The 26530-nt window shown below is 68.1% G+C and carries 20 protein-coding genes; 3 read left to right on the top strand and 17 right to left on the bottom strand.

Annotation, left to right across the window (positions count from 1 at the left end; genetic code table 11):
- From tssH to ACOFKS_RS12580, 10 genes are all read right to left on the bottom strand, one after another.
- Complete coding sequence (gene tssH, locus ACOFKS_RS12625; protein WP_419809601.1) at positions 1-2754, bottom strand: type VI secretion system ATPase TssH; 2754 nt, start codon at positions 2752-2754, stop codon at positions 1-3.
- Positions 2751-3791 carry a type VI secretion system baseplate subunit TssG gene (gene tssG / locus ACOFKS_RS12620; protein WP_419809600.1) on the bottom strand — a complete coding sequence of 347 codons (1041 nt, stop codon included), beginning with the start codon at positions 3789-3791 and terminating at the stop codon, positions 2751-2753. Before tssG ends, tssH begins: the two co-directional genes overlap by 4 nt.
- Positions 3755-5617: a type VI secretion system baseplate subunit TssF gene (gene tssF / locus ACOFKS_RS12615; protein WP_419809599.1), complete on the bottom strand. Its 1863-nt coding sequence runs from the start codon at positions 5615-5617 to the stop codon at positions 3755-3757. Before tssF ends, tssG begins: the two co-directional genes overlap by 37 nt.
- A gap of 7 nt (positions 5618-5624) precedes the next feature.
- Positions 5625-6161 carry a type VI secretion system baseplate subunit TssE gene (tssE, locus tag ACOFKS_RS12610; protein ID WP_419809598.1) on the bottom strand — a complete coding sequence of 179 codons (537 nt, stop codon included), beginning with the start codon at positions 6159-6161 and terminating at the stop codon, positions 5625-5627.
- 13 nt (positions 6162-6174) lie between these two features.
- Complete coding sequence (locus ACOFKS_RS12605) at positions 6175-6963, bottom strand: type VI secretion system accessory protein TagJ (RefSeq protein ID WP_419809597.1); 789 nt, start codon at positions 6961-6963, stop codon at positions 6175-6177.
- Between the two features lie 31 nt (positions 6964-6994).
- Entirely contained in the window at positions 6995-7483 is a 489-nt protein-coding gene (locus ACOFKS_RS12600; RefSeq protein ID WP_419809596.1) for an Hcp family type VI secretion system effector, read from the bottom strand.
- Between the two features lie 66 nt (positions 7484-7549).
- The gene (gene tssC, locus ACOFKS_RS12595; protein ID WP_419809595.1) at positions 7550-9037 is read right to left on the bottom strand and encodes a type VI secretion system contractile sheath large subunit; all 1488 of its coding nucleotides are present in this window, start codon (positions 9035-9037) and stop codon (positions 7550-7552) included.
- A 64-nt stretch (positions 9038-9101) separates the two neighbouring features.
- The gene (tssB, locus tag ACOFKS_RS12590) at positions 9102-9635 is read right to left on the bottom strand and encodes a type VI secretion system contractile sheath small subunit (protein WP_419809594.1); all 534 of its coding nucleotides are present in this window, start codon (positions 9633-9635) and stop codon (positions 9102-9104) included.
- 87 nt (positions 9636-9722) lie between these two features.
- Positions 9723-10751 (bottom strand): ImpA family type VI secretion system protein, encoded by a 1029-nt coding sequence (locus ACOFKS_RS12585; protein ID WP_419809593.1) that lies wholly within the window; start codon positions 10749-10751, stop codon positions 9723-9725.
- Positions 10752-10790: 39 nt separating this feature from the next.
- On the bottom strand, positions 10791-11627 hold the full coding sequence (locus ACOFKS_RS12580) for an OmpA family protein (protein WP_419809592.1): 837 nt from the start codon (positions 11625-11627) through the stop codon (positions 10791-10793).
- Between the two features lie 243 nt (positions 11628-11870).
- On the opposite strand from ACOFKS_RS12580, the gene ACOFKS_RS12575 reads away from it, so the two are divergent.
- The 3 genes from ACOFKS_RS12575 to tagH are packed head-to-tail and all read left to right on the top strand — an operon-like array spanning position 11871 to position 16370.
- Positions 11871-13889: a type VI secretion system Vgr family protein gene (locus ACOFKS_RS12575; protein ID WP_419809591.1), complete on the top strand. Its 2019-nt coding sequence runs from the start codon at positions 11871-11873 to the stop codon at positions 13887-13889.
- Between the two features lie 46 nt (positions 13890-13935).
- The gene (locus tag ACOFKS_RS12570; protein ID WP_419809590.1) at positions 13936-14508 is read left to right on the top strand and encodes a DUF6931 family protein; all 573 of its coding nucleotides are present in this window, start codon (positions 13936-13938) and stop codon (positions 14506-14508) included.
- Complete coding sequence (gene tagH, locus ACOFKS_RS12565) at positions 14505-16370, top strand: type VI secretion system-associated FHA domain protein TagH (protein ID WP_419809589.1); 1866 nt, start codon at positions 14505-14507, stop codon at positions 16368-16370. The genes ACOFKS_RS12570 and tagH overlap by 4 nt, the downstream gene beginning before the upstream one ends.
- 15 nt (positions 16371-16385) lie before the next feature.
- Here the strand turns inward: tagH and ACOFKS_RS12560 are convergent, their stop codons facing one another.
- From ACOFKS_RS12560 to tssK, 7 genes are read right to left on the bottom strand one after another with little or no spacing between them, the layout of a single operon-like run.
- Complete coding sequence (locus tag ACOFKS_RS12560) at positions 16386-16967, bottom strand: hypothetical protein (protein ID WP_419809588.1); 582 nt, start codon at positions 16965-16967, stop codon at positions 16386-16388.
- A 4-nt stretch (positions 16968-16971) separates the two neighbouring features.
- Positions 16972-18888, bottom strand: coding sequence for a serine/threonine-protein kinase (locus tag ACOFKS_RS12555; protein ID WP_419809587.1), 1917 nt, complete (start codon positions 18886-18888; stop codon positions 16972-16974).
- A complete protein-coding gene (locus ACOFKS_RS12550) occupies positions 18885-19652 on the bottom strand; it encodes a PP2C family protein-serine/threonine phosphatase (RefSeq protein WP_419809586.1) in 768 nt (255 codons plus the stop codon). Before ACOFKS_RS12550 ends, ACOFKS_RS12555 begins: the two co-directional genes overlap by 4 nt.
- A complete protein-coding gene (gene tagF, locus ACOFKS_RS12545; RefSeq protein WP_419809585.1) occupies positions 19649-20221 on the bottom strand; it encodes a type VI secretion system-associated protein TagF in 573 nt (190 codons plus the stop codon). Before tagF ends, ACOFKS_RS12550 begins: the two co-directional genes overlap by 4 nt.
- Positions 20203-23682, bottom strand: coding sequence for a type VI secretion system membrane subunit TssM (gene tssM, locus ACOFKS_RS12540; RefSeq protein WP_419809584.1), 3480 nt, complete (start codon positions 23680-23682; stop codon positions 20203-20205). The genes tagF and tssM overlap by 19 nt, the downstream gene beginning before the upstream one ends.
- Before the next feature lie 11 nt (positions 23683-23693).
- A complete protein-coding gene (gene icmH / locus ACOFKS_RS12535) occupies positions 23694-25169 on the bottom strand; it encodes a type IVB secretion system protein IcmH/DotU (RefSeq protein ID WP_419809583.1) in 1476 nt (491 codons plus the stop codon).
- 9 nt (positions 25170-25178) lie between these two features.
- Positions 25179-26519, bottom strand: a complete 1341-nt coding sequence (gene tssK, locus ACOFKS_RS12530) for a type VI secretion system baseplate subunit TssK (protein WP_419809582.1) — start codon at positions 26517-26519, stop codon at positions 25179-25181.
- Positions 26520-26530 lie beyond the last annotated feature (11 nt).

Genomic DNA, 26530 nt, shown 5'->3' with positions numbered 1-26530 from the left:
TCAGGCCGCCTCCTCCGTCACGGCCTCCGCCAGCAACGCCTCGCCGGAGAAGGCCGTCAGCGGCTCCTCGACGGGACCGGTTACCGTGGAAACCGAACCCGCGCCCTTGGCGTGGAAGCCATAGCTGAACTGTTGGCCATCGACGTCCACCTCGATCGCCTCGACGATCTCGCCCGACATCTGCTTGCCCAACAGTGCGATCGACATCTCCGGCAGCATCGTGTTGGTCAGGATCGCGTCGATCATGCGTCCGCCCGACGCCACCTCGTTGCAGCGGCTGACGATCAGCTCGACCACGGCCTGCGTATAAGCGAACCGGATCTTGTGGTTCTCCGCGATCCGCTTCTTGATCCGGTTGAGCTGCAGCACGACAATCCCGCCCAGCATCTCTGGCGACAGCGGGAAATACGGCAGCACCACCAGCCGGCCGAGCAGCGCCGGCGGGAACACCTTGAGCAGGTCGGGGCGAAGCGCGGTCGCCAGCGCCTCCGGCTCCGGCGCCATTTCCGGGTCCTCGCACATCGTGGTGATGAGGTCGGTGCCGGCGTTCGAGGTCAGCAGGATCAGGCAGTTCTTGAAGTCGATGAACCGCCCCTCGGAGTCGTTCATGAACCCCTTGTCGAACACCTGGAAGAACATCTCGTGGACGTCCGGATGCGCCTTTTCGACCTCGTCGAGCAGCACCACCGAATAGGGTCGCCGCCGCACCGCCTCGGTCAGCACGCCGCCCTGGCCGTAGCCGACATACCCCGCCGGCGCGCCCTTCAGCGTCGAGACGGTGTGCGCCTCCTGGAACTCGCTCATGTTGATGACGATCATCGAATCGTCGCCCGAATACAGCAGCTCCGAGAGCACATGCGCGGTCTCGGTCTTGCCGACGCCCGACGGGCCGGCGAGCATGAACACGCCCTGCGGCTTGTTGGGGTTGTCCAGCTTGGCGCGGCTGGTCTGGATGCGCTTGGCGATCGCGTCCATCGCATGGTCCTGGCCGACGACGCGCTTCTTCAGCTCGTCGGCGATCTTGAGCACGGACTGGATCTCGTCCTTCACCATCCGCCCGATCGGGATGCCCGTCCAGTCGCCGACGACAGCGGCGACCGCATCCTGATCGACGACGCCGAATACCATCGGCTGGTCGCCCTGCGCGCCGCGCATCACTTCGATCGCGCTATCCAGCTCGGTCTTGAGGGCAGCTTCGTCGCCCTCGCCGCTCTCACGCATCGCGCGCAACGCATCGCGGGCGGCGACCAGCTTCTCCAGCGCCGCCTTCTCGTCGGCCCACTTGACGTTGATCGCCTCGGCCGCCGCGCGCGCCTCGGTCAGCTCCTCGTCGATCTTCTCCAGCCGGTCGTCGCTGCGATACTGCCCCGCCCGCTCGCGCTCGACGATCTCGCGCTCGACCTCCAGCAGCTCGACGCGGCGCATGCGGTCCTCGACCTGTGCCGGCGTCGCGTGCTGCGACACCGCGACGCGCGCGCAGGCGGTGTCGAGCAGGCTCACCGCCTTGTCGGGCAGCTGGCGTGCGGGGACATAGCGCTGCGACAGCGTCACCGACGCCGCCACCGCCTCGTCCAGCACCACGACGTTATGATGCTTCTCCATCATCGGCGCGACCGAACGGATCATCGCGATCGCCTTGGGCGTCTCGGGCTCGGGCACGTCGACGGTCTGGAAGCGGCGGGTCAGCGCCGGGTCCTTCTCGAAATACTGCCGGTACTCGGCATAGGTGGTCGCCGCGATCGTCCTGAGCCGCCCGCGCGCCAGCGCCGGCTTCAACAGGTTGGCGGCATCGCCCGTCCCCGCCGCGCCACCCGCGCCGATCAGCGTATGCGCCTCGTCGATGAACAGCACGATCGGCACCGGGCTCGATTCGACCTCGTCGATTACCATCCGCAGCCGCTTCTCGAACTCGCCCTTCACGCTCGCGCCCGCCTGCATCAGGCCGATGTCGAGCGCGCGCAACGTCACGCCCTGCAACGCCGGGGGCACGTCGCCGTCGACGATGCGCTTGGCGAAGCCCTCGACTACCGCAGTCTTGCCGACGCCCGCCTCGCCGACCAGGATCGGGTTGTTCTGGCGACGGCGCAGCAGGATGTCGATCAGCTGACGGACCTCCTGGTCGCGGCCGACGATCGTGTCGATCTCGCCCGAACGTGCCTTGGCGGTCAGATCGACCGAGAACTTGACCAGCGCCTCGCCCTCGGACACCGGACCCGCGCCCGGCTCTCCGCCCTCGCCGCCCGCACTCGCGGCCGGACCGGCATCGCGCTGCGTCTGTTCGGTCGAGGCGCGGACGATCTGCTCGAACTCGGCGCCCAGCTTCTCGACCTGCACCTTGCGGAACTCGCCCGAGATCGTGAACAGCGCGTTCTTCAGCGTCGGCGTCTTGAGCATGCCGTACAGCAGATGCCCGGTCCTGACGCGGCCCGCCGAGAACTGGAGCGAGGCATACAGCCAGCCCTTCTCGATCGCCTCCTCGATCTGTGGGCTAAAGTCGCTGATCGCGGTCGCGCCGCGCGGCAGCGAGTCGAGCTGTGCCACCACGTCGCGCGCGACCTGCGTGTCGTTCAGCCCGAACGCGGTGCGGATCGCGGCGAAGTCGTTCTGCGCGTCCTGCAACAGTATATGGACCCAGTGGACCAGCTCCACATAGGGATTGCCCCGCATCTTGCAGAAGCCGGTGGCGGTCTCGATCGCCTTGAGGCCGGTCGGATTGAGTCGCCCGAACAGGGCAGAGCGGCTGATCTCGGTCATGATGCTAATCCCCCAATTGGCGCGCGAGTCCCCTTCGCGCGGCGCGTCAGATGTGCGTCCGAGCGGATGTTAGTCCCGCCGCCCGGTTTGAGCCAGCCCGTCCAGCCGAGTTGCGCGCGGCCGTCGAGCTTGGCGGGGCGGGCATGGCGCTCCTCCATCTCGATCATCATGTCCCATTCGAGATGCGAGGGCGTAAAGGCGTCCAGCGCCTCCGACGCGACCGCGAACCGGGCCGAGGTCGGCAGCAACTGTTCGTATTCGCGCATCGAGCCGGCACGGATCGCGACGCGAAAGGCGTCGGAGGCGACTCGGGTGCGCCCGCCGATCACCACGCCCTGATCGAGTCTGGCAAAGCTGCGCCCCAGCCGGGTCTGGTCGTCGGGTTCGATCTCGCGCCAGCGCGGCTGATATTCGAGCACGCGCACCGGCTGGCGCAACAGGTTGCTCAGCGCATCCTCTATACCCACCGCCGACCGGCGCGAGGCGAACAGCGCCGCATAGAACAGCCGCGCGCGCGGCGGGAACAGCGCCTGCTCGCCGACGCCCTCCGCCGCGCCGGACAGCGCGCCGAGGTAACGCGCAAACCGATCGTCCTCGGGCCGATCCGCCTGCACCACCGGCTGCGAATCGCCCCACACGCGATAGAACAACTGCAGCATGCGGTTGGAGATCAGGTCGAGCCAGCGCCCGAACGGCCGCGACGTCGCATAACGGCGCTCGTAATAGGCGAACTCGGTCAGATGCGTGGGCAGCGGCCCCATCGGCCCGAGCAGGCCCAGCCACAGGCCATGTAGCGTCGGACGGCCGTGGCGGACTTCGACCTGCTCCATCGTCGCATCGGGGAAGGACAGGCTGGGCACCTGCGCGAGGTCGACCGCGGTCTGCGCCGGCAGGCGCGCGCGACCGACACGCGGCAGACCCGGCGCGCGCGCCTCCGCTCCACGGACGAGCGGGAACATCCCGTAACGGCGGACCTCGGCGGCCGCGCGCTGCAGGAAGCTCAGATGTTCGGTCGGCGGCCGATCCGCGGTTGCCATCGCGCGAACTCCCCTTCCTGAGGACTGTCGAAACAGGTTTCCGTAAACGAGTTGATGCTGGCGAATTCGCACAGGAATCGTTCGAGCACCACCGAGAACAGGAACATCCGGCTGCGTTCGAACGCCGCATCGTCCAGCTTGATCGAGATGCGGTGCCCCCGCGCGATCGCCATCCGGTCGAGCCCCGGTACGCGCCGGGCGACCTTGCGCGAGCGGATCGACAGCACGCCGTCGATCTGCTTCCGCAACGCGGCGTCGTCCTGTTGCCCATAGAGCGCCAGATGGTCACGCAGCACCGACGCATCGTCGTGATCCTCGGGCGCCAGCGTCGCGTAGTTGGGCGTCAGATGCCCGATCACCCGCCACGCCGCATCGCCCATCCCCAGTGGCGGGCGTGGGCGGGTCGGCGCGCGCAGCACCGACACGCCGCGCGCGGGAATGCCGGAGATCAGAAAATGCTTGTCGCCGCGAAAGGTGAGCAGCTCGGGCAGCTCGCGGTTGGTGACCAGCGCGCGGACGCTCAGCTCCTGGATGCCGTCCAGCCGCGTCGCATCGCCCGGCGATGTCAGGCTCAGCCAGGTCTCGGTGCCGACATATTCGGTGCGCTTGCGGAGCCGCTGCTCACGCGTCGACAACCGCCGAGCGCGCAGCTGCGTGGTATAGAAAAGCGCCTCCTGCCAGTCGTAGAGCAGCGCGCCGAACGAATAGAGCGGCGCCACGGTGCGCGCGTTGACGTTCTCGCGGTCGTAAGCCTTGACCTCGAGCAGGCGGAACACCTCGAAATCGAGCGGCTTCGTGCGATCCGGGATGACGTGATATTCATGCTCGTACGGCGTCACCTGGACGCGGCCGAGTTGCTTTTCGAAGAGGTTGATCGCCGGCGTCGAATAGAGGCGAAAGTTGGCCGGCTCCACCGCCCCGGTCAGCGTCGCCGACGAGCGCGAGAACAGGAATACCACGTCGCACGCCGTGGGCGACTGTTTGAAGGCGCGGCCCGGCTCCTTCAGGTCGATGAACAGGAAGCGTTCGGGACACGCGAAATACTCGCTGAGCAGGCGATAGCCGCGAAACGACCGCTCCTCGGCCGGCAGCAGCGCTTCCTTGTCGTCGAAGCCGATCTGCTCCGGCATCGGCAGCCGCAGCCACGGCGCGTTCGCGGGCGCATCGGCGGAACGGGCGAGCACCACCAGCGTCTCGCCGATCAGCTGGCGATAGAGTTCGCCGGGGATCGACTCCGCCCCGGCGAGATAGATCGGCAGGCTGGCGGGCCAGACCTGGGTCAGGTCGACGCCGGCGGTCGCCTCGAACCGCAGCCTCAGCCCGCCCTCGGCGCGCACATCGGCGGCGGCGGCGAACGGCGCGACGGCGGCGCGGCTGGCGAGATACTCGACCTCGCTGATCTTCAGCGGCCACAGCGTGACGTCGTGGCCGGTGCGGAACGGCACCGGCGTGCCGCCCTGATCGGCGGCGATCGCGGTCAGCTCGGTGCCGCGCGGCACCTTGTGGCCCTTGACCAGCACCGGGTCGCCTTCCTTGGGCTCGAAACCGGCGATGCAGATCGACGGCATCGGCGCCAGATAATGCGGCTGGATCGCGTGGAGCAGGTGCTGGGTGAACTCGGGATATTGATCGTGGAGCTTGAGCTGTACCCGCGCCCCCAGATAGGCGACGCCCTCCAGCAGCCGCTCGACATAGGGATCGATCTCGGTCGGGGTCTTCAGCCCGAGCCGTGCGGCGACCGTCTCGTGCTCCTCGCCGAACTCGCGCGCGGACTCGCGCAAATAGCCCAGCTCGTCGTTGTAGAAGCGGAGCAGGCGGGGATCCACTTGCGCCCTACTCTTCGACGTCGACCGACGCGGTGTCGGGATCGACATGCGTGTGGAACTTGACCGGCATCGCGTGCGCGGCGGCGGAGATGTCGCCCTGGATCACGAAGCTGACCTGATGCCGCTGCTCGTCCTGGACGACGGTATCGACGACCAACGTCTTGGGGTCGATCCGCGGTTCGAAATTACGGATGGCCGTCCGTATCTCCCGCGCCCGCTGCTGCGTGGCGCGCCGATCGCCGGTTTTGCCGGCGAGGTCGGGCAGGCCGTAGTTGAGGACGGAGGTCTCGACCTGCGGATAGGCCGCGAGATCGCGTGTCGCACCGTAGTTGGTGGTATTGAGCAACCACGCCAGTTCGCGGCGGACCGTTCCCCGCAGCGCGACCTCGTTGAAGCGTTCGAGTTGCGGCACTGTGTAGAAGCGGAAATTCTCTCGCGCGACGGTGGTACGCGAGTCCTCGTTCTCGCGCAGCCCCGCCATGTCGATGTCGCCGACGAGCTTGTCGAACAGGGATGGCGTCAGGCGCTGCTTGACGGCGGCCACGGTCTGCGCCGCCTCAGGCGAAGACGAGCTGGCGAACCGACAGGAGGTCGCAATCGTCCTCGGTCGACAAGGTCCACAGATGCTGGCCGCTGCCGGCCTGACCCCAGGCGACATCGCGCCAGCTGGTGGCGCGGCCGAGCCGCTCGTTGACGTCGTCCGACGCCTCGCTGCCCGGATAGCGCGTCGGCAACATCGCCGCGACGGACTGGCCGGACTTGAATGCCACTTGCGCGGGATACCAGACGGTATCGCGCAAATCCTTGGGACCGCCGCTCTTAAGGCTGGCGACGGTATCGAACGGCACCAGGCCGTAGCGGCCACCGACGATGGCCTCGAACGCGGGACCGAAGCGGCTGTCTGCGTCGGCGATCCAGTCGAACTCGACGCCGTCCAGCGTCCCGGGCGTGTCGGGCGCGGCCTCGAACGCCGCGTCGCGCGCGGCATCGCCCTCGGCGATGCGGCCCAGCGCGTAATGTTCGATCGCATCGACGAGCGCATTGGCCCAATCGCTGGTAACGAGCAGCTGGGCACGTTCGGTGCCCGCAAAGACGGCGGCACGCTGCCGCTCGGCGTCGACGGCCTGACCATAAGCGACGCTCAGCATCTGCGCCTCTGGCGAGAGCGTGGCGAGCGTGTTCAGCTGAGTCTTGGCCTTGTCCCACTCACCCGCCGCGGCGAGAAGCTGGAACAGGAACATCCGGGCCTGCGCATCGCCCGGCTTGGCGCGGACGACCTCGACGAGCGCGCGTCGCGCACCGTCGAGGTCTCCTGCCCGCAGCAGTTGGTCGGCATCGTTACTCATGATGCGACCCCCTGCCGCGCGTCGTTCGAGCTTAAGAGTTGGCGCCCTCGCGGACGTCGAACATCGCTAGGTTCTTGCCCGAGGTGCCGCCTTCCTTGGTCTGCTCGACATATTCAAACTCGATCTTCGAATAGCCGAACGAAACCTGCTCGGTCATTTCGCTGCCACCGGCACCCGAGTTCTGGAACGAGGTCACCATGACATCGCTCAGCGTCACCTTGAAGTACAGGATCGGCTTGTCGCCATGCTTGAAGCCCGAGAACACGGCCTTGCCGAAGTGGGTGCCGGAACCCGCCGCCATGTACAGCTTCGGCGACGCCTTGTCGGTGTACTTGGTGAAGTGGATCTCACCGAACGAAGCCTTGCCGGTCGACAGGCCGGCGCCGGTGCGACCAACCGCATGCGGCTGAGTCACGCCGAAGCTCATGGAATGAACATCGATGTGATCCTTGGCGTGACGCGCGGTAGCCTCGCCCTTGATCTTGAGATCGTCGATGTCGAGGAAGAAGTCGGTTGCCATTGCTATTCCCTCCGATGTGGCCGCTGACCGTCACCGACGGCCGGCCGAGTGCGTGCTGCCTGACGATCAGGCGGCCTTGGGCAGGCGCGAGACCATGCTCATGGCGATGTCCATGCCTTCCATCTGATAATGAGGAACGAACATGAACTTCCCCTTGTAGTAACCCGGGTTCTCCGGGTCAGCCAGGATCTCGACCTGAGCCCCCTTGAGGGGTAGCTTGGCTTTCACGGATTCGCTCGACGTTTGCGGCGAACCGTCGACGTACTGACTCACCCAGTCGCTCAAATCGCGTTGCAGCTGGTGCGCCTCGCGGTTGCCGCCGATCCAGTCGCGCACCATGCACTTGAGATAATGCGCGAATCGGCATGACGCGAAAATGTAGGGCAGTCGCGCCGACAGATTCTGATTCGCGGTGGCGTCGGCATTGTCGAACATCTTCGGCTTATAGAGCGTCTGCCCGCCGATGAAGGTCGCCTGATCGGTGTTCTTGCGATGCACCAGCGCCAGCAACCCCGCGTTGGACAGCTCCGCTTCGCGCCGGTCGGAGATCGCGATCTCGGTCGGGCACTTCATGTCGATGCCGCCGTCGTCGGTCGGGAAGGCCGCCGTCGGCAGCCCCTCGACCGTGCCACCCGACTCGACGCCGCGGATCCGCGTGCACCAGCCGTAGGTCGAGAACGCCTCGGTGATGCGGGTCGCCATCGCATAGGCGGCGTTGATCCACAGGTGGTTGTCGTGGCTGCCCGACGTATCCTCCTCATAGTCGAACGACTCGACCGGATCGGTCTTGGCGCCATAGATCGGCCGGCCGAGGAAGCGCGGCATCGTCAGCGCGAGGTAGCGCGCGTCGTCCGACTCGCGGAACGAACGCCACGCGGCATAGTCGGTCGCGTCGAACAGCTTGGCCAGATCACGCGGATTGGCCAGCTCCTGCCAGCTCTCCATCCCGAACAGGCCGGGCGCCGCACCGGCGATGAAGGGCGCGTGCGCCGCGGCGCCGATCTTCGCCAGGCCGCGCATGACTTCCAGGTCGGGCGCGGAATGATCGAACGAATAGTCGCAGGTAAAGGCACCGTAGGGCTGACCGCCAAGCTGGCCGAACTCCGACTCGTAGATCTTCTTGAACAGCGGGCTCTGATCCCACGCCGCGTCACGATATTGCCGGAACATCTTCCGGCACTCGTCCTTCGACATGTTCATGACGCGGATCTTCATGTCCTTGCCCGTCGACGTGTTCATGACGAGGTAGCTGAGCCCCCGCCACGCGCTCTCGAGCTTCTGAAAATCCGGATGGTGGATGATCGCATCCATCTGCTCCGACATCTTGCGATCCAGCGCCGAACGCATCGCGTCGACGGTGGTGAAGACGTCGTCGCCGATCACCGCGGCGTCGGCCAGCGCCTGCTGCGCCAGCGTCTGCACCGCCTGGCTGATACGATCGGCCTTCTTGTCGTCCTGCGGCTTGAACTCCTTTTGCAGGAGCGACGAAAAGTCGTCGAACTGAATGGACTCGCCCTGCGCCTGCGCGCCGGTCTGAAGTGCTTCTTGCGCCATAACCCCGACTCCAACCCCCGTTGGGAAATAAAAAAAGGCGGCCCGTTCCCGGACCGCCGCTACCTCACTCCGCCGCCGGCTTGTCCGCGTCCGGGGTGGCGTCGCTGTTCTGGTTGGCCGAGGACAGCGCCTGCATCAGCGTCGGGTCCTTCAACACCTTGTCGAGCAGCTCCTGCGCCCCGTCCTTGCCGTCCATATAGAGCAACAGGTCGTTGAGCTGCTGACGCGCCTCGAGGAGCTTGGCCACCGCCGGCACCTTCTTGGCGATCTCGCCCGGCGAGAAGTCTTCCATGTTCTTGAACGACAGGTCGACGGCCATCTGGCCCTCGCCCGACAGCGTGTTCTGCACATTGAAGGCGGCGCGCGGGGCGATCGCCTCCATCCGCTGCTCGAAATTGTCCATGTCGAACTCGACGAAGTCGCGCTTGGACGCCTCTTTCTTCTCGACGTGGCTTTTGCCGGACAGGTCCGACATCACGCCCATCACGAACGGCAGCTCGACCTTCTGCTTGGCGCCGTAGGTCTCGACCTCGTACTCGATATGCACGCGCGGTGCCCGGTTCTCGCGAATGAAACGTTGTCCGCTCTTTACCGGCATCTCTGTTCCCCTGAATCGCGGCGACCGTCCGAAAGACTCGCCGACCCCACGTCCACGTTACCGCAGACCGGGGTCGAAGCAACAGCCCTAATAACCGTCGTCCACCGGCGGCGCATCGAGCTTGGACACCAGCATACGGCGCGCGCCGTCCAGGCTGTCCGGCGCGATCTCGCCCAGCAGCTCCATGAAATCCATCGTCACCCAGTGCCTTGCCCGCTTCATCAGCACGGGCATCGGGTGCCCCGGTTCGCGGGCGGTGTAATATTCGGCGATGGCATCGATCGCGCGGATGACGTCCTCGCGCGTGTTGACGCGGCCCGACAATGACGGGCGGCCCTCGCCCCCGGTCGCGCCGGTCTCGGCGCCGTGCTGCTCCTCGGTCGCTTCGGGTTCGTCGACTCCGGCATAAGGCACGGCCGCCGCGCGGATCGTCGCCAGCGTGTCGTAGGTCGGCTGGAAATTGGTGCCCGTGTCGCTGCCGGCGTTGGCGACGAGCACCGTATCGACGCGCTTGAGCGAGTCGCGGATCGCGTCGAGCTTGGTGATCGCCTCGACGAAGGCCTGCTTGATCTCTTCCGCGCGATCGGGATCGCTGGTCTCGACCGCGCCACGGAACTGCGCATAGCCGTCGGCCGCGCCGCCCTGCGCCGCGAACCGCTCCAGGTCTTCACCCGTCACCTTGCCCATACGGTGTTCGAACACCGTCACGCGCTTCAACGGCGTCAGGAACTCGCGAATCTTGGTCAGCGAATCGCAAGGGGTCTTGCGGCCGATGAAGTCCGCGTCGTCGAGCGTCGGGTGAACCGAGTCCCACAGGTTTTCGAGCAGCCCGGCCAGCATCTCCGTGCCGTCGGCGACGGTCTGGAGATCACCGACCTTCGCCCCGCTCCGCGCGAGATACGTCGCGAGCCACAGATCGCGCGTCAGTATCGCCTGATCGTCGATCAGCCGTATCGAGTCCCGCCAGGCGCGCTCCTCGACCGTGTCACCGTTGGCGTCGAGCTGGAACGGTGCCTCAATGGTCGTGCGGTCGTTGGAATAGCTGAGATCGGCACCAGCCGCCTCGCCGTCTTCGTCGGAAAGCGGCGCGGTCAGCGCCGCGATATCACGAGCCATAAGTCGCCGTCCCCCCGTCAGCGAAGCGGGACGATCCGATCAGGAGAGCAGCACCGCCTCGACGCGCCGGTTGGACTCCGCCGCACGGGTCTGGCCCGGCAGCGGCGCGTCGGGACCGACGCCACGGACCTCGACGCGACTGCGATCCACACCCTGCGCGATCAGGTAATCGGCGACGGTCTGCGCGCGCCGGCGCGACAGGTCGATGTTGGCGTCGCGAGCACCGCGCGCATCGGTATGACCCTCGATCAGGAACCGCTTGCCGCGCAGTTCTTCCATCATCAGCGCCTGCGCAAAGGTGCGCGCCCGCGCCTCGGCGCCCGGCGTCATGTTCGCCGAGTTGAGGTCGAAGCTCAGCATCAGGTCGGACCGCGCCACGCCAGGCGTGACCGTGCCGCGGTTGGCGGCCACGAGATTACGTCGCGACGCGCGGCTGCCGCGCGCGCGGACCGACGCGATCGGCGAGGCGGTCGTGGTCGACGCTACCCCCGTGGGCCGTGCAACCTGGAAGGAGCGGGTGCTCGGCGCCGCGACGCTGGGCTGCGTCGCCGCCGCGCCGGTCGCGAGGCGGAAGCCGCGGGTCGTCGGCGCCGGGGTGGTCGGCTGCTGCGTCGCGAGCCGGAAGCCACGGGTCGTCGGCGCGGCGCGGGTCGGCGTCTCTGGCGCTTGCTGCGCGGCCAAACGGAAACCCTTCGTCGCCGGCGCGGCGCGGGTGGGCGTGCCCTCGGTCGCCGACGCATCGCCGTCGCACTTGCCCGCCAGGGCGCAAAGGTAGCTGCTCGTCTCGCTCGCGGCCGGTGCCTGCTCGGTCGCCGTCTGTTGAGCCAACGCCGACGTGCCGGTCAACAGCACCGCGGTGCCTACCGCCAAGATCATGTTCCGCATGTGAACCCCCGTTCCCAAAGCAAAGATAGAAAATTGAATGGGGTGCCACTATCCGAAAAGCGCGCGAGTGACAAGCGAAGCCCTGTCCCGATCCGGCCCCGCTCCGATGGCGTCGAAGGGCTTGTCACGGGTTTTGTCGGGGCGGCTGCCATGCGATAGTGTCGCAAATCCGTCGACGGCATCGTCGCGAAGGTCCGTCGGCTAGGGCAAGGCGGGCACAAAGGGGAAGTTGCCATGGCCGCCATCAACGACACGCGCCAGGTCCAGATGACCGTGGACTTGGGCGGCGAGCAGGTGAAGATCGAGCGAGCGCGATTCGTCGACAAGCTGGGGCAGCCATTTGAGCTGCAGGTCGACGTCGTGGCCATGCTGGGCGAGATCGATCTCTTGCCGCACCTGGGCAAGCCGATCGCCATCCACCTCCACGAAGACGACGAGGTCATGCGCCATTTCCACGGGCTGATCGTGGGCGGCGAATTCAAGCAGGAGAGTGGCTCCGGCTTTCATTACCGGCTGCAGGCGAGACCCTTTACCTACTTTCTCGCACACAACCGCGACATGGCGATCTTTCAGGACCTGCCCGTCCCCGAGATCATCAAAAAGGTGCTGAGCAACGGCCACATTTCCGACTTCAAGCTGGAGCTGCGGAAGACCTACCACCCGCGGACCTATTGCGTGCAGTACCGAGAGAGCGACTTCGCCTTCATCACCCGGTTGATGGAAGAAGAAGGCATCTACTATTATTGGACGCACAGCGAGTCGAAGCATGTGATGGTGCTATGCGACTCGCCGTCCGCGCATACGGCAGGCACACCCGGAACGCTGACCTTCAACACGAGCGCCGGGTCCATGCACCGCGCCGGGTCGGGGGAACGCGGCGGCTCGAAGCACTTCCTGGAAAGCTGGGGCGAGCGGGTCGCGAGCGGTGGCGAGGCGCAGGTGACGCTGCGCGCCTTCGACTTCGAGAAGCCGGAGCGCCCCTTGTCGACCCATGCCTATGATCCGTTGGAACACCCCAACGACAATCGCGAGGTCTATCAATACCCTAACCGCTTCTTCAATCACCAGCTGGACAGCGATCAGGCGCTGGTGCCGCTGACGACGCTGCGGCGCGATCGCCTGCTCTATGCCGGGCGCACGCAGGCGACCAGCCTCGCCTGCGGGTCCAAGCTGACCGTGCAGGACCATTTCGCCAAGCGGCTGGATCAGACCTATCTCATCACGCGGGTCGAGCACGTGCTGCAGGGCGAGCAGTACCGGGCGCAGGACAGCTCGGCGGAGAACGAGGACGAAGAGGCGACCCGCGTCGTTATCGAGGCGATCCCCGCGGACACGCCCTTCCACCTGCCGCAGGTCACGCCCAAGCCGCTGGTGCAGGGGTTGGAGACGGCGATCGTCAGCGGCCCCGACGGCGAGGAGATCTACACCGACGAGCATGGCCGCGTGAAGGTCCGCTTCCATTGGGACCGCTCGGACACGACGGGCGAGAAAAGCACCTGCTGGATCCGCGTCGCGCAGTTCGGCGGGCTCGGCAACATCATCCTGCCGCGGATCGGCCAGGAGGTGATGGTCGACTTCCTCCACGGCAATCCCGACGAGCCGATCGTCGTCGGCTGGGTCTTCAACCAGACCCACCGACCGATCTATCCGCTGCCCGAGAACAAGACGCGGGCGCTGTGGCGCACCAAAAGCTACATGGGCGGCAAGTCGACGAAATACCCAGAGGCGGAGACGCTGGATACCGACAGCCCCGGCGCGAATGAGCTGCGTTTCGAGGACAAGTCGGGGAAGGAGGAGGTCTTCCTCCACGCCGAAAAGGACATGAACCTCCGCACCCGCAACGACCAGACCAACCATGTCGCGCACAACCAGTACGACAAGGTGTTCTGGGACCGGGACGCCTATGTCGGGCGCGACGAGACCACCACGATCAAGCGCCACCAGACGCTGACGATCAAGGAAGGCAATCAGACCGAGACGATCGAGATGGGCAACCGCGAGGTGACCATCAAGATGGGCAACGATACCGAGACGGTGTCGATGGGCAACATCTCGGTGAAGGCGAGCATGGGCAAGATCGAGATGGAGGCGCTGCAATCGATCACGCTCAAGGTCGGTGGCAGTTCGGTCGTGATCGATCAGGTCGGCGTCACGATCAAGGGCACCGTCAACGTCGATCTGAAGGGGATCATGGTGACGTCGTCCGCCGACGCGATGAGCACGCTCAAGGGCGGCATCGTGATGATCAACTAGCCATCGGGGCATCGACGGCGTCGCCACGGCATCGTAAGGTGCGGGCATGGGGTGGAATCAGATACGCTGGACGGAGGCGCGTCAGGTCGCCTCGATGATGGGCGCCGACGAAGGCGAGATGCCCGCCGAGGGTATCGCGCCGGAGGACCATTACCGCAGCCTGCGCGGCGGCGAGGACGGGACCGCGGCGGTGCTGTTCATGGGCGCGACGCTGCCCCGGCTGGAGGCGATCGCCTGGGCCGGGCGCATCGTCGAGACCGAGGCGGAGGGACGTCAACTGCCGCCCGCCGACCGTCAGGCACTGGATCATGCATTGCGCTGGCTGGGCGATCAGAGCGATCAGCCGCGCCGCGCCGCGCGTGTCGCGGCGGAGGCGGCGGGCGACCGCAGCCCGGAGCGGATGCTGGCGCTCGGCGTCTTCTTCTCGGGCGGATCGATCTCCGAACCCGAACTGCCCCCCGTCCCGCCCGCGCCCGGCGTCGCGGGCCGGTTCGCGGCGGGGGCGATCATCATGGCGGCGGGCCGCGTGATCGAACGACGCAAGGCGGTGATCGACCGCGCGCTCGACCTTGGTGAGAAAATCGCAACGCATGGTATGCGAGCGCTGTCCGCCGAATGACGCTGACCTTTTCCATCCGCAACGTCGACCGGCTCGACAACGGCATGCCGGCCGAGTTCGTGCTCAATCGGCGCGGCGCGCTGATCGGGCGCGCGACGACGTGCGACTGGAGTTTGCCCGACCCGCGCAGCTACATCTCCTCGCGCCATGGGGAGGTGACGTTCCGCGACGGCTTCTATTATTTCGACGACATCAGCACCAACGGCACCTTCCTGAACGGTGCCGGCGAGCGGATGACGCGCGGCGATCCGCACCGCGTCGAGGATGGCGATCTGTTCCTGGTCGGCCACTACGAGATCGCCGCCTCGCTCTCCGGCGCCGCGGCGGCAGCGGTGGAGCGGCAGGAACAACAGGTCGCCGACGACGCTGCCGCCCAGGCGGGGTGGAGCTGGGAGGCCGGTGGCGGCGCTCCCGCCGCGCCACCGCCGGCGGCCGCGCGTGACGACTGGGGCGATGCGCCCGGTAACGGCGGTCTGGCCCACGGCGCCGGCGGTGCCGCGGCACCGTTGGGCGGCTGGGGCGCGTCGGCAGCTCCCGCCGCCGACGACGAGGGTTGGGGCGCGGCGCCCGCGCCATCCTCGAACGACGGCTGGGGCGCGCCCGCGGCAGCGCCGGCATCGAACGACGGCTGGGGAGCCGCACCGGGCGGCGGCGACGCGGGTTCCTGGGCACCGGAAGCCCGGCCGTCGCTCAGCGCACCGACCCCCTACGCGCAAGCCGGCAACGGCGCACCGCAACGACCGTCGGCGGCGGGATCGATGGGCCTGGCGGACAGCTGGACCCCTGCGCCGCAGCAGGCGGTAGAGCGCGCGCCGTCGCCATGGGATTCGGCGCAGGCGCCCGTGCAGCAATCGTCGGCATGGTCGAGCGCGGCATCGGATCGGCCGGCGGCGGCGACGCCCAACGACATCTGGGGCTCGATGGAGAGCAGCAACGTCGTCGATTGGGCACGTGCCGATTTCGGACAGAAGCCCGACCGGAACGACGATCCGCTCGGGTTGAACAAGCCCGCACCCAGTGCGGCCCTGCCGGCGGAACTGCCGCGCGCGCCGGCGCCGGCAGCGCCCGTGCAGGGTGGCTGGGCAAGTGCGCCGACACCCGTGCCGACCCCCGCTGGGGCGACGGGTGGTTGGGGCGAGACCCCGGCCTCCTCCCCGCCCCCACCGCCCGCGCCTCCTCCCGCCCCGCGCCCGGCACCCGCGCCGGCGGCCACCCCGCCGGTCGCACCCGCTCCGGCCCCTGCTTCCGCCCCGACCCAGGTTGCTCCGGCCCCGGATGCCACGGCGATGGTCCTCGCCTTCGCGACCGCGGCGGGGCTGCGTCCCGACCAGATCAAGGAGCCGTCTGCGGAAACCATGACCCGCGCGGGTGACCTGATGCGGCGCCTCGTCTCGGGGCTCGTGGTGATGGTCGAGGCGCGCGCCCGCGCCAAATCGCAGATGGGGGCGGAGCAGACCGGGCTGGAGTTCGACGGCAACAACCCGATCAAGTTCGCGCGCGCGCCCGATCAGGCCCTGTCACAGCTGCTCAACCCGCCGGAGCGCGGCTTCATGGCGGCGGACAAGGCGGTCGAGGACGCCTATTTCGACCTCCAGTCGCACCAGATGGCGACGTTGAAGGCGATGCAGGGCGCGTTGCGCGCGACGCTCGACCGTTTCTCCCCGACCGCGATCAAGCAGCGCGCCGAAACGGGCGGCTTTCTCGCTCGCCTGCTGCCGGGCGGCCGCGAAGCGACGCTTTGGCAGACCTATGAAAAGGAGTTCTCCGGCGTCGCGCAGGGATCGGACGAGGCGTTCATGGACGTTTTCGCGAAGGAGTTCCGGCAGGCCTATGACGAGCTGAGCCGCAACCGCCGGCGCTGAGCCGCGCCCGCGAGATCAGTGGCGCGCCTTTTGGTGCAGGAAAACCTGACGCTCGATCATCAGCGCGTCGTGCAGCACGTCACCGTTGGCCAGGCCGGGCACGAACAGCTGCTTGATGAGATAATTGTGATTATCGCGCAGCTTGGGTGCGAGCCGGCCGCGTACGGTCGCGGGGTTGGGTGAGCCGCGATAGGCGAGCAGCGGCGACTTCAGCCGGGCGAAGATGACGATGTCGAGGTCGCTCCACTCCTCCGGCACCACGCACAGCGCGCCCACCGCCGCGCCGACCTCGATCCGCTGCTCGGTCGCATAGCGCTCGACGCGGTCGAACTGATCCTGCTCCAGCCACCACTCGCCCTCCGCCGCACCGCTGAACAGCCCGCGCGCGCTCAGGCTGGTGCGGTTGGGGGTCAGCCGCTTCTGACCGAAGCGGACGATGCTGGTCCCCGCCACCAGCTCGACGCGCTGGCAACCGGTGATCCCGCCGGTCTTGCCCGGTTTGCCGCCGGCACCGCCGATCAGGCCGGGGCGGCCGAAGCCCATCGCGCGCTGCAACGTGCCGGGCATGTCGAAAGCGCGCTCGTTCGTGGCCGGCATCGTCCTACTCCCGCACTTCGTCGACGGTCTTGTACCAGACCATGTCCGACTGCCAGCCGTTCGCCGCTGCCTGCGACACGAACTTGTTGAGCCAATCCGGCCCGCGTGCGCCCAGCGGCGGGGCGACGACGGTGGCCGGGAACGGCCCCTTGCCCGTCAGCAGCAGGATGCCCGACCAGCCGGTGTGATCGACGTCGAGACGCAGCTGGAATCGGTTTTCGCCGAGCTTCGTGATCGGACCGCCGACGGCGGCCTGGATCGCCTCGAACGCCTTGCGGCTCTCGATCTCGTCGCTGATGATGCCGGACGGCTCGATCCCGATCAGCGTGAAGTCGTTGCTGCCGGGGTTCAGGTTGACGATGGTGTTGGCCGCGACCTTGCCGGCATAAGCGGTGCCGGGCGCCTGCATCCGCATCTCGAACTTGTGCTGCGCCGCCGACAGGCGACCGCCGTCCGGCGAGCGGATCTGGCGATAGGCGTCGAGCGCGGAGCAGCCCGACTGGGTAATTGGCGAGACCGCCTCGAAATCGATGTCCGCGTTGGTGATCTTCTGCTGGCTCAACGCGCGGCTGATCTCGCTCTGCGCCGATGCCGGGTTGCCGGCGACACCCGTCAGCGCCACCGCCAGACGATCGCCCGCCTTTTCGACCTTGGCGATGTCGAGCCAGGTGCATGCCACCGACGGCAGCGTCGAATTCAGCGTCGATCGAGCGACCTCGACCGGGTCGCTGGAGACCACCGCAATCCCGCCGTCGGCCCCCCGCCCGCCGGGTCCGCCCGGCCGCAGCAGGAAGAACCCCGCCGCCGCGAGCGCCGCCAGACCGAGTCCGGCACCGATGAAGAGCGGCGCCTTGGATTTGGGCACATCCTCCCATTCGGGCGCGAGCACGATCTTTGGCTCCAGCTCCGCCAGCACCTCGTCCATCGACCGCAGGCGGTTGGCGGGGTTGGGCGCGAGCATCCGTGCCAGCACCGGCTGGATTTCCTCGGGCGCCGCCGACAGGTCCGGCCCCGCGCGTCGCTTGTCGACCGCGTCGACCAGGCTGCCACCCATCTGCACGTTCTTGCCCAGCGCCACCGCCAGGATCACCAGCGCCAGGCTGTAGACGTCGGTCCACGGCCCGATCTCTCGCCCGAAATCGCCCAATTGTTCGGGCGCGACATAGTTGAGCTTGCCCGCGAACCCGTCGCCGACGATCGTCTTCGATCCCGGATCGAGATCCTTGGCGATCCCGAAATCGATGATCTTCGCGCGCGCCAGCTCCCCGTTTTCGAGCAGGACGTTGTCGGGCGACATGTCGCGATGGATGGCGCCGAGCTGGTGCGCGGCGCGCAGCCCGGCGGCAAGGCGCCGCAGCAGCAGCGCAAGATCCGCGCCGCTCGGCTGCTGCCGCCCGAGCACATCGGCGAGATTGTCGCCGTCGACATATTCGGTGACGATGTAGAGGACGCCGAGCTGCGGCTCCTGCGCCAGCACGCGATAGCTGACCAGCGCCTCGTGCTGGAGGCGGGTGAGTGTGCGCGCCTCCTTGCGGAACATGCCGATGACGTTGGGATCGGCGGCGAGGCTGGGCAGCATCACCTTGATCGCGACGCGCTCGTCCGAGTTGACGTTGATGCCCTCGAACACCTCGCCCATGCCGCCGCGCGCGATGAAGCGGCGCACCTCGAAGATGTGGTTGAGGACGTCACCGACCTGGATGCCCTGCCCCACTTCGCGCGGCGCGAACTGGGTGTTGAAGCTGCCTTGGGTCTGCTGAAACACCGGCGGGGTGCTCGGACCGGGTTCGGCGGGCTGCTCGGGCGGCGGGGGTGTGGACGGCATCGGCGCGACCGGCGAAGCGGGGCCGGGCATGAACACCGTCCGTGGCTCTTCGCCCTGGCCGGGGGCCCCGCCCGCGTTGTCGATCTCGTCGCTCATGGCGCCACCACGTGAATGGGTTGGTTGAGTTGGAGGAGGGTCGTCTGCGGAATGCCGACCGTGATGACCGTGACGTTGTCGGGGGCGCCGCGATCGAGCGTCAGCTTGATCAGGCGTTGCGCGCGCGCGGCCGCATCGGGCTCGGTCAGCACCTTTTCGATCTCGTCGTCCTCGACCCGTGCCATCAGCCCGTCGGAGCAGAGCAGGAAGACGTCGCCCGACTCGATCTCGTCGGCGATGACATCGACCTCCACCGTCTCGCGCACGCCCATCGCGCGGGCGAGGACATGACTCATCGGATGGCCTTCGCCTTCTTCCGGCGTCAGCAGCCCACGATCGATCATGTCCTGGACCTGGGTATGATCGTGGCTCATCCGGACGAGCTGACCATCGCGGTGGAGGTAGCAGCGGCTGTCGCCAACCCACAGCACCGCAAACTCACGCCCGCGGATCAGCAGCGCGACGGCGGTCGACCCCATCTGCAACCCGCGAGCCTGTGCTTCGGCGAAGATGACGGCGTTGGCGCGGTGCATCGCGGCGGCGACCGCATGACTCGCCTCCTCGAAGTCGCCTGGCAACGCCACGTCGCGGAGCTGGTCGGCGATCGCCGCCGATGCCCATTCGCCGTTCTCGTGCCCACCCATCCCGTCGGCGACCAGGAACAGGCCGTCCTCCGCCCGGACGCAAAAGGCGTCCTCGTTATTTTTCCGAACGCGCCCCTCGTGCGACAGGGCGGCGTGTTCCAGGCGGTTGCTGCCGCTCATGCGTCGTCCGGCCCCCCTGCGTCGTCTTGCCCAGTGTCATCGCGCGGCGTCAGCACCGCGGCGATCAACCCCGCCGGGCGCGCGCCCAGCAGATACGCCTCGTTAAAGCGCTCCGCCCCGAGCGTCCACCAACCTTCGCCACCTTGCCACGCGACGGTCGCATCCGGCGTTACGGCCAGCGCGGCGGCGTGGAGCCGGTCGGCGTCCCAACCCTCACCCAGCGCATCGTAGAGCAGGTTCTCGCATGCGTCGGCGGCAGTCTCGACCTGCCCGTTCGCCAGCCCGTCGAGCGCGAGCAGGATCGGATAGCGCCGGCCGACACCGTCGACCGACAACGCCATCGCGCCCGCCGTCCAACCGTCGACGCCGGCAGCAGCGAACCGCCACGGCGGCGCCTCTTCGTAGAGGTCGTCGAACGCCTCTCCCAACATCTCACGCGCCGCCGCGAGCGAATCGGCGAGCCACAGGTCGAGTGCCTCGCGCGCGTCGGGTTCCAGTCCCCGCGCCACGAAGTCGCCATGCGCGGGCAGCTTGCCGAACAGGAACGCCGTCAAAGCTTGATCGGGCACCGGAACGACCACACCCCGCCACGGCTGAAGGGGTTCTGCTCGGACGGCAGCCGGATCAGGAAGGTGACGGTGCGCGCGCCGTCGCCGAACGTCGCCTTGAACGCGGTCGGGCCGCTGTTCTCCTTGCTGGTCGCCTTGTCGAACAGGCGGAACAGCGCCCATGGCCCCTCGGCCTCAAACCGTCGCAGTTCGGCACCCGGCGCGCCCGCGGCACCGGCCGCGTTGAGCACCACGTCGGCGGCCGGCGTGCCGCTGTTGGCACTCCATTGCAGCGGCTTGTCGGCCATGTCGGCCTTGGTGAACCGATAGGTCGTGCCGCCGCTCGCGAACTCGGCCGAATCGACCTCGCTGCCGAAGGCGACGACCGACACCTTGAGCGGCAGGCCGCCCGCGAGCAGGTCGCGGATCTGCTGGGCCTTGCTGAACTGTTCGGGGGTCTGGGGATCGAAGGTCTGGGCGACGACGTCGTCCGCCTTCCAGCGCCAGACCGGACCGCTGATGTCGAGCTTCGGCGTCAGGCCGCGACCGAAGGCGTCGATCGTCCCGCCCATGCCGAAGACGCGCAGGATATCAGGAACCGAGGCATCCTGCGTCGCCCCGCCGAAAAAAGGGTAATGGTCCTGGGCCACCTCCTTGCATACCGGCGCCACGTTGGCTTCGTAGCCGCCGCTGGTGGCCTCGCCCGCGGAGACGGTCTGCGCCGTCGCGCCTCCTTTCGTCGCCGCCGCCACGAAGCCTTGCAGCTGTGGCGGCGCACCGGCGGCGGCGGTGGCGACCTTCGCCATCGCCTGCGCCATCGCCGCCTGCACCGCGTCCGACCCGCCGCCGCCGTTCTGCAAGGCCTTGGCCGCGATCACCGCCTGGCCGGCATCCTTCAGCGCGGCGATGAAGTCGTCGATCGGCGCCGGTGATTTCGAGTCGCCGACATATTCGTGGACCGAGCTGAAATAGTTGCGGATCTCGTCGCCCGCCGACAGCCCGGTCGCGCGACCCGTACTGGCGTCGCCGATCACGCGACGCAGCCGGCTCTGCTCGATCTGGCGCCTGATGGTGCTGTTCACGACCGCGCTGGCGCCGCCCGCGAAGATCGTGTTCTTCCGTAGCTCCAGCAGCACGCGTTTCAGCGGCGACGGCATCTTGGTGAACGCGCCGAACGCGGCCGGATCGCCGAAGTAGTTGCCCGGCGCCATCGCCTTGATGACCCCATCCCATGCCGCGATATAGTCGCGCGCATAGAGGCCGGCGACGCCGGGGCGGACGTTCGCCATTTCCGCCTGCGTGCCGCCGTTGGTGGCATCGGACCCCAATACCCACAGGTCGCGCTGCAGGTCCTGCTGCACCGTCGCCAGCCCCAGCGTGTAGCTCTTCTCGAACCCGGCGCGGGTGAAGAAGAACGGCACCTGCACCGTCATCACCTGATCGGGATTGGCGAAGGCGAGCGCGTCGCCCTGGGTCAGGATGTTGGCGGCGAGCCAGGGCGGCCCGGCGCTCGCCGCCTTTTGCTTCATCACCGCATAGGCGCGGTCGGCGAGGCTCAGCGTCTGCACAGCCGCACGCGCGCTCGCGACCTGCGTCCCGTTCAGCGGCGCGCGACGGTCGGGCCAGGAGGCGGCGAGATCGGTGTCCTCCAGCAGCGCGGACAGATGCTGCGCCAGCTGGTCGCGCTCTGCGTTGGCGTCGGCGCCCGGATAGACCTCCGTCGCCCAGTCGGTGGTGACGAACGCCTTTACCGCCGCCGCGTCCATCGGCCCCTGCGACCCGAGCATCAGATAGACCTTGAGCGGCTCGTATAATTTGAGGGCGTCGCCGGAGTTCGCGGCCATGTACTTCTCGATCCGCAGCAGCAGGCGAGGCAGCATGATGCGACGCAGTCCCTCCCGATAGCTCGCCTGCGCCTCTTCGCTGAGCGACGACTGATACAGCCCGAGCCGCATCAGCAGCGGCGGGCCGCCGGCATGCGCCTCGGCATAGCCGCGCGGCAGGTTGCGGAGCTGATTGAGCGCGGGCAACGCCGCGCGCAGGTCGGCATCGCTGTCGCGCACCTCGCGCAGATCGACGCCGGACTGTTTCAGCGCGCCCTCGGTGGCGTTGGTCTGCGTCAGCACCCCGGTCTGGAACGACCGGTTGCGCGCATAGCTCACGCCCCAACCGGTGAAGACCAGCAGGCACAGCGCGCCGATCACGGTCATCGCGCCGATCAGCTGCGACCGCTGCCGCGCGCGCGCCTTGGGGTCGAGCGTGACCAGCCCGGCCTCGGGGAACATCACCTCCGTCAACAGGCGGTTGAGGAAGTAGGCGCGCCCCTGCCCCGCCGCGACCTTTTGCGGGCGATCATAGACGTCGGCCATGCCCGACATGATGCGGTCCAGCGGCGTGCCTTCCTGCACGCCGGAGGTGAGGTAGAACCCGCGCAGCGCACCCGTCGGTTCGTCGCCCGACACGAACGCGCCGTCGAGGAACCGCATCAGCCGCGAGCGGAGCGATTGCAGCTGCGCGGGAAAGCCGAGCAGCAGCGAGCGGCGCGACGCATCGACCTCGTCGAACAGGCGCTTGGCCTGCCGGTCCGCCACCGCCTGCGCCATCTCGTCAAAGGCGCGCGCGAGCACGTCCGCGCTGGGCCGGCCACCCGCATAGGGCACCGTCGCGCCGAGCACCGCACGCCGCCCCTCGACGTCGAGATCGTCGTAATATTCGGTGAAGCCCGCGAGCAGGTCCGCCTTGGTCAGCATGACGTAGACGGGGGCCGCGACCTCCAGCGTCCGGCGCAGCTCGACCATGCGGCGGCGCACCGCACGCGCGTGCGCGTCGATCTGCGCGCAGTCGGCGCGGATCAGCTCGTCGACGCCGATCGCGACGATGATACCGTTGATCGGCTGCAGCGGCCGGTTCTTCTTGAGCAGCTGAAGGAAGCTGGTCCAGCCACGAGAATCGACCGCCTGATCCGAATCCTGCGTCGTGTAGCGTCCGGCGGTGTCGACCATCGCCGCCTCGTCGGCGAACCAGAAGTCGAGGTTGCGCGTGCCGCCGACGCCCTTCAGCGCCTGATCGCCGATCGGAAAACGCAGGCCCGAATTGAGCAGCGCCGTGGTCTTGCCCGCGCCGGGCGGGCCGATGATGACGTACCACGGCTTGGTGTAGAGGTAGTCGCGCTTCTTGTTCGCCGACGACCGCAGCGTCGCCATCGCCTCGCTCATCCGCTTGGCGAGCGCGGCCGACTCCGCGTCCGACGCGCTGGGCTGGGTCAGCTCCTTCGCGATCGCGTCCGCCGCTTTGCGCGCCTTGCGGACGCGCAGGAACGCGAACAGTCCCCAGATCGCGGCGACCACCAGGACGCAGGTGATCCGCACCCACAACGGCCGCAGCGCGCCGACGAACAGCGGCAGGCCCACCGCCAGGATCAGCGCGACGATGATCGCGCCCAGCATGGTCAGGAACCACCAGTTGCCGAAGAACTTCCTCACCGGCGCGCTCCTCAATAGGTCCGCGGCACGACGACCTCGACGCGGCGGTTGCGCGTCTTGCCGGCGGGCGTGCTGTTGGAGGCGATCGGCACCGTCTCGCCCATCCCCTTGGCGGTGACGCGGCTGGGGTCGGCGATGATGCCCTTGATGATGGTGGCGACCGTCTCCGCGCGCGCCTGGCTCAGCGCCATGTTGTCGGGAAAGGCGAGCGAGGCGATCTTGTCGCTGTCGGCATGACCCTCGACGGTGATCGCGCCGCGCTCGGTCTGGACGGCGCGCGCGATCCGCTCGAACAACGCGCGTTGCCCCGGTTCGAGCTGGTCGGACCCCGACTTGAACAGCTGGCCGACCTTGGTGCGGACGCGCACGGTCTGCGCGTCTTCCTCGACCGACACCAGATTCTGGCCGATCTCCGGCGCCAGGAAGGTCGACAGCTTGCCCGCCTGCGCGCTGGCGGCCGGGGCCGCGACCGGCCCGCCCTCGCGCGACAGCCGCAGCCGTTCCTCCGGCATCGCCCCGGCGAGCTGGCCCGAGGGCGCCTCGCCCGCCGACATCAACAGCAGGCGCAGGCCGATATACACGACCAGCAGCAACGCCGCCGCCGCCGCCGCCGCGATCGCGACATAGGTCCACAGCCCGACCTTGCCGAGCGGCGCCTTCTCGCCGCGCCAGCGGGGCGACATCTCCAGCATCGACAGCGACCGGACATGCTCCAGCGCGCCCTGCAACCGCGACATGATCTCGTGCAGCCGGCGTCGGCCGTCGGGCATGACGCGAAAGCGCCCCTCGAACCCGGCGGCGAGGCAGGCGTGGTACAGCTCGATGATGTCGCGATTGTCGCTGGGCGTGCGCAGCATGTCGTCGACCAGCTGCCAGAACCGGTCGCCGCCGATGTTCTCGCGGAAGAACTGGACCACCATCGACCGCCGCGCCCATTCCGCGCCGTCGTTGCCCGCGCCCGGCAGATTCTGCGCGACGTCGTCGATCGTCGCGCAGACCGCGTATTTCGCGCGCTGGCGGGTCTCTTCGGAATAGTGCGGTGCGATCGCGCGCTCGAACTGCGTGATCGCCTTCGTCGCCTCGCGATGAAACTGCGGCAGCGGCGTCCTGACCCGCCCCGCCCGCATCCCGGCCGCGAGCGCCAGCACCGGCCCCGCCTCGCCCAGCATGATGTTGCGGACCTCGCGCGTCGTGGTCGGCAGCGGCACGTCGTCCTCGCCCAGCCGCGACGGCGTCAGCGCGGGTCCCGCCTGCGGCTGCTCGTGCGACATCGTCGGCATCGCGCCATACCCCTGCGGGTCGGCGGCGGTCGGCGGAGGTGGTGCCCATTGCTGCTGCTGGGCGGGCGGCGGCGCTCCATAGTCGGCCGGTGGTGGCGCACCCCAGCCCTGCTGCTGCTGAGGCGGCGCAGGCGGCGCCGCGCCCTGCTTGCGCCCCTGCAACGGCGACGGGCGGAAGACCGTCTTGTTGCCGCCCGAGTCACTCATGACGATCGCTCATCGGTTCGCTCTCTTCACGCACCAGAGTTCGAGTTTCAGCTGCGGCCAGTCGCTCGCCACATGCAGGCCGAGCGCGGGTGCGGTGGCGAAATCGCGCCAGTCGGGCACCCCGCGATCGAGTTCGAAATAGACGAAGCCGGGCAGCACGCGCAGCTGCGGCGGCGGCGTCGGCGTATGCCGCAGCGGCACGCCGGGCAGCGCCGACTCGACGATCTGCCGCATCTTGGTCACCGACCCGATCTTGGCGACCATCGGGAACCGGCCGCGAATCTCCTCCACCGGGTTGGCGGCGGAAACGGCGAGGTAGAAATAACCCGTCTTGAACAGATTGTGGTCGGTGATCCGGCTGACATACGCGCCCGGCCCGGCGGGTTCGAGCGGCAGCTGCACCGCCGAGCGATCGAACACCGCCGACAGCATCGACTGGAGCAGGTCGAACACCGGGTCGAAGCAGGTCTGCGGGTTCTCGTGATCGTAGCGGGGCAAGGCGGGCGGCTTGCGCTCCGACCGGATCATCGTCGCCAGCTCGCCCGCCGCCGCGATCAGCGTCTCGTACAGCCGCTCCGGATGGATCGACGGCAGCCCTTCGAGATGCTGCATCACTGGGATCCAGCGATTGAGCGCCTGCAACAACAGGAAGCTGGCGAAGGTCTCCGACCCGCCGTCGGTCGCCTCCACCGCGCGCAGCGCCAGTTCGTCGGCACGCTGTTCGGCGCGGCCGATGATGTCGGTAAGCCCGGCGCTCAGCCGCTGCGCCGCGTCCATGTCCAGCGTCGGCGGGATATAGCGGTCGTCGAACATCACCCGCTTGTTCGATACCTCGCGCACCCGCACCGCACCCAGCGTCACGCGCCCGTAAAGCTGGTCGCGCGTGATCCCGAAGCGCAGGTTGGGCCGGCCCAGCTCGACCGGCTCGGTGGTGCGGTCGTCGGAAAAGGCGTCGGCCACCTCCGCCTCGTCGACCAGGAAGCGCGCGTCGAGCGCTTTCGCATCCGCCTCCTTGAACTCGGTCGCGCCGACCTGTGCCGCCGGCAGCGTCAGCGCGATCAGCGCATCACGCGAGTCGGGCGGCACGTCCAGCGGCTCGGGCGGGGGCAGCTCGTCGGGAATCGAAAAGGGGGTGCCGTCGGGCATGACGCCGCGCGCGCGGCTGATCCCGAACTTGCCCAGGCTGGCCAGGCTCTCGTCGACCACCAGCTCGGTAAAGCCCCAGGCCCAGGGCTGCACGCTGTCGACCCGCGCGCGCAGCTGCGCGTCGAGGAAGCGGTCCTGTGCCTGGAAGTGCTGCGGCCGCAGGAACATCCCCTCGCGCCACGCAACACGGTTCTTGCCTGCCATCTATACCCCCG

Source organism: Sphingomonas sp., from assembly GCF_965200135.1.
GTDB lineage: Bacteria > Pseudomonadota > Alphaproteobacteria > Sphingomonadales > Sphingomonadaceae > Sphingomonas.
This window is presented reverse-complemented; position numbering and strand designations above follow the sequence as displayed.